General features: G+C 40.8%; 5 protein-coding genes. 2 read left to right on the top strand and 3 right to left on the bottom strand.

Annotated features, from left to right (window positions below):
* The 3 genes from VFM80_RS04850 to VFM80_RS04840 all read right to left on the bottom strand — a co-directional run.
* The coding region (locus VFM80_RS04850) for a YqaE/Pmp3 family membrane protein (protein WP_395070122.1) at window positions 1-124 on the bottom strand (124 nt) is incomplete at its 3' end.
* A 9-nt stretch (window positions 125-133) separates the two neighbouring features.
* Complete coding sequence (locus VFM80_RS04845; RefSeq protein ID WP_395070120.1) at window positions 134-658, bottom strand: hypothetical protein; 525 nt, start codon at window positions 656-658, stop codon at window positions 134-136.
* 27 nt (window positions 659-685) lie between these two features.
* Window positions 686-1,972 carry an amidohydrolase family protein gene (locus tag VFM80_RS04840; RefSeq protein ID WP_395070118.1) on the bottom strand — a complete coding sequence of 429 codons (1,287 nt, stop codon included), beginning with the start codon at window positions 1,970-1,972 and terminating at the stop codon, window positions 686-688.
* Window positions 1,973-2,153: 181 nt separating this feature from the next.
* On the opposite strand from VFM80_RS04840, the gene VFM80_RS04835 reads away from it, so the two are divergent.
* Together VFM80_RS04835 and VFM80_RS04830 are read left to right on the top strand one after the other, a co-directional pair.
* Window positions 2,154-3,233, top strand: coding sequence for a calcium/sodium antiporter (locus tag VFM80_RS04835; RefSeq protein WP_395070116.1), 1,080 nt, complete (start codon window positions 2,154-2,156; stop codon window positions 3,231-3,233).
* Between the two features lie 33 nt (window positions 3,234-3,266).
* Window positions 3,267-4,328: 6-bladed beta-propeller (locus VFM80_RS04830; RefSeq protein ID WP_395070114.1), on the top strand; the 1,062-nt coding region annotated here is incomplete at its 3' end.

Raw genomic sequence — 4,328 nt, 5'->3', positions numbered from 1 at the left:
TACCGGGAATGAATCCAAGTATGGTCAATAAAATGTTAAGCCAAAAGGCTCCTTTTATCCCAATGGTCATAAAAACCCCAAGAGGTGGGAGTATTACAGCGAGAATAATTCTAAGTATGCTCATAATGTTCTTTTAGATTTTATTTTCACGCAAATCTTTATGCAATGAAGCTTCTTTGAGTGTCTTGTTGTAAAAAAGATATTTTAGATCGTGACTGTTATCGTACATCAATTGCTTATGGTAGTAATTAATGTATTCTAAAACGGCAAAAACGTTGGCAAAAATAGCCCAAAAAAGAAAATTATCTCCCGATAATTGCTTTCCTGAAATCACCCACTGTATTAATAATACGAGGGGGATGAGTGCCAGTCCTATTTGATTGATGCGTTTGAATTTCCTAAACCTTAAAAGAGAGGTCCTCTGGAAGATCGGCCTTTCATTTATTACAGATAATTTCAGCCACCAGTAATAGGTTCCCTGCATCAGGATAAAACACATCAAAAGCATTCCGTATGAAAGGAATAACAGATTCACGCTTTGGTAGCTGGCATTCAGAAAGATCAAAATGCCAAAAAACATGAACGCATTCATTCCTTCCACCTGGAACGTCCACTGTAACTTCTTTATAAGTCGCTGTCTTGTTGTAAGTGCTGGCATAACTGCATATTTCGCCGGCAGGCGGGGTTAATTTTTATAGACTACGCCGTCTTTCATTACAAAAGAAACAGATTCAAGGGTTGTCACATCATCAAGAGGGTTTTTATCGGTTGCAACTATATCAGCATATTTACCGGCTTCAATAGTTCCAATTTGGTCTTTCATCCCTAAAACCGTGGCGGCTGTAATGGTTGCACTTTTTATGGCTTCCATAACTGGCATTCCAACTTCGGTCATATATCGAAATTCCGCTCCGTTAAGCCCATGGGGGAAAACGCCGGCATCTGTACCAAATGCGATCTTGACTCCGTGATTGTACGCTTTTTCAAAGGTATTTTGAATTTTAGGCCCGATCTCTAAAGCTTTAGGTACTACCAGTTCGGGATAATATCCTTCAACTTTGGCTTTTTCGGCTACCCATTTTCCAGCAGATATCGTTGGTACGTAATATGTGCCGTTTTCTATCATCAGATCCATGATCTCTTCGGTCATATGAGTCCCATGTTCTATGGTCAGCACTCCGGCTTCAACAGCACGTTTCATTCCCTCAGCTCCATGTGCGTGGGCCGCAACATGCATTCCGTATTCCCTGGCGGTTCGGACGATCGCATCAAGTTCGTCTTCAAAGAATTGTGGGGCATCTCCGGATTTGGCTACACTCAATACGCCTCCGGTTGCTGTGATCTTAATGTGGTCGGCTCCATTTTTATAACGTTGACGTACTGCTTCACGTGCTTCAGCTACTCCGTTCAATACTCCGTCAACGGGTTCAGGACTACCCATGAGTTCATTTTTCCATCCGTTGGTGGGGTCCGCATGTCCGCCTGTTGTTGCCAACGATTTGCCAACAGTAATGACCCTCGGTCCATCTACAAAACCCTGATTAATAGCATTTCTAAGTGAGATGTTGACTCCGGAACCACCCAGTTCTCGTACAGTGGTAAATCCGGCCATTAAAGTTCTTTTGGCGAAAGCAGTTGAACGCATGGCAAAATCTGCTTCATTAAAGGTGAAAGCTTCCAGATATTTTTGTGGATTGGTCTCACTCTCAAGGTGTACATGCAGATCTATTAATCCGGGAAGTACTGTTTTATTTTTCAGGTCAATGATCTTGTCATTGCTATTACTGTTTATATATCCATTTTCAATGGAAGTGATCATATTGCCCTCAATTATTATGCTCACTTCATTTCGCGGGGCATCAGATTTGCCGTCAATTAAAGTACCGGCGTGAATGATAGTGCGTTGTGCATATGCTGAGAAAGCAATGAACAATGAGAACAAAACAGACAGAAGAATGGTTTTGAGTTTCATTGGATAAATAGTTTGGTTTAAATTTTTGCTTAATATAAAGAATTGAAGGTAAAGAACAGTTTTTAGATTGAAGGTTTAGAAATCTAAAAACAAAGATCAATTTTTGGACTTAGCGTTAAACTTTGAAAGATATTTTGTGTTAGTTTTGGGGATATAAAAAATTTGAATATAGTGAGTTAGGATGACGGTTATACTATTCATTTTAGGGTTGGCGATCTTGATAGGAGGCGCTGAGTTATTTCTCAGGTCGGTAGACAAATTTGGAGCTGCATGGAGTGTATCACCGGTGGTTATGGGACTCACAGTGGTTGCTTTTGCAACCGGTGCACCGGAATTGGCTATCAGTTTACAGGCAGCAGTAGATGGTAAACCGGATCTAGTACTCGGGAATATCCTTGGAAGTAATATTGCAAATATTCTGCTGATCTTAGGAATTGCAGGATTGATTCATCCCCTTAGAATCACGAACCGGATCATAAAAGTAGATGTACCTGTAGTGATTGGGGCAAGCGTTCTTTTATATGTGCTGGCTATGGATGGATTGTTAAGTCCACTGGATGGAGGTATCATATTCTTTGGTTTGATCGCTTATTCTGTATTCATGTATTACCAGATCCGTAAAGACCGTGCTTCAAATATCGCTGCGAACGAAGGGCAGGAGTCAAGCTTAGAAGAATCCCTTGGCGCTTTATTCTATACAAAATATATTTTTATACTGTTGATAGGGGTGGTTCTGATCGTTATGGGGTCACGACTTATGGTACACTCTGCAGTCGAAATTGCAGGGATATTGGGAATTTCCGAACTGATCATAGGATTGACGATCGTATCTATTGGAACCTCGCTTCCGGAAGTAGCCACTTCCGTTTCTGCTATCAGGCATGGAGATTCAGATACGGCGGTTGCCAATGTAATGGGTAGTAATATATATAACATCCTGCTTACCCTGGGTCTTACAGTTCTTATAGCTCCCGGTGCCATCTCGGTATCGGTTGATGCCATTAACCTTGATCTTCCCCTTATGATGATCGTCGCGGCCGTTTGCTTGCCGTTATTTTGGCCCGGAAAACAATTAGGCAGGCCGGAAGCTTTTGGTTTTCTTATTTATTATGGATTGTACATGGGATATTTAGTGCTTATTTCAATCCAACATCCTCTTAAAGGTGATTTTGAAGGGATCATGATCTGGATAGTTATCCCTATAACGATCCTGCTGATCCTCCTAAAATTTGTACTTGATTATAGAAGGGTTCGGCTATAATATGTAAGCGATATCATTAATAAGATCAATTGCATGCATTCTGTTACAAAAACTTCCGGATCGTTTCTCACTTCCATAATCATTCTCATACCGCTCTTTTTCATTTCTTGTAGTGAAAAGGAACAGCAAGCAGGCGCTCCGGATATTGATGATATACTTTCCTTCACCGCAACGGAGATCTTTTCGATGAGTGAGGTTGAGGATGTTTACTTCGCTCACGTGGGGTATGAAAGTGTGGTGCTGGAGAACGGGGATATTGCATTCGCGGATCGAAACATTCCAAACATCACCATCATAAATGAAAATGGAGAGTTGGAAAAGGTCATAAGAGAGGGAAGGGGTCCGGGAGAGATATTGGATGCGTACGAATTTACAAAAGACAGGGAGGGGAATATTTATACTTATGATCAGGGCAATAACAAGCTGTTGGTTTTTGATGAGAATCTTGATTTAAAGAATGAGATAATTCCTCCCAATTATGAAGCAACTTTCTTGATTAAAGCTTATCCCACAGATCAAGACGGTGTGTCGATATTCGAGTTGGACTCTTTCGAGCATCTTCGAGATGCAGAAAAGGAGAGTGAAAGTATTTTAGTCCAGTATGACCATGAAAGTGAATCATATGGAAAAGAAATGGTGTTAAAAGCCCAACCTTATGCAAGATTAATAGTAGATGGACAAATAAGGGGGGCAAGACTGATTCCTTATAGCCACGGGAACTTAACAGCCTACAATCCCGAAAATCGAACGTTATTTACTTTTGATACAGGTACAAATATAATAGCCGAACTAAATGCAGATTTTGACACCGTAAGAACTATTTTAGTCAGTCTTCCCACAGAAGAAATATCTCAAACTGAAATAGATTCCATACGAGCAGATCAGATGGATGAACAGTGGAAAACGATGAAAGAACTGCTCCCTGAAGTAAAAGCCCCGGCAAATAACATGATCTATCATAAGGGAGAATTCTGGATGGAATCAAACATCCTGGGAGATACGGAAATGTGGTTAGTGCTCAATTCAGAGGGACAAATAACCCGTGCGGTTCATCTCCCCAAAGAGAGTATGCTTATGCATGTTTCCGATGAGCAT

Origin of the sequence: Gracilimonas sp. (assembly GCF_035704785.1) — a bacterium.
In the GTDB taxonomy this organism is placed as follows: Bacteria; Bacteroidota; Rhodothermia; order Balneolales; family Balneolaceae; genus Gracilimonas.
Note: the sequence above shows the minus strand (reverse complement) of the source record. Positions and strands in the feature narration are given on the sequence as shown.

Coding starts and splice junctions, on each gene's coding strand:
- VFM80_RS04840 (WP_395070118.1), bottom strand. CDS start 1,972: ATGAAACTCAAAACCATTCTTCTGTCTGTTTTGTTCTCATTGTTCATT.
- VFM80_RS04835 (WP_395070116.1), top strand. CDS start 2,154: ATGACGGTTATACTATTCATTTTAGGGTTGGCGATCTTGATAGGAGGC.
- VFM80_RS04845 (WP_395070120.1), bottom strand. CDS start 658: ATGCCAGCACTTACAACAAGACAGCGACTTATAAAGAAGTTACAGTGG.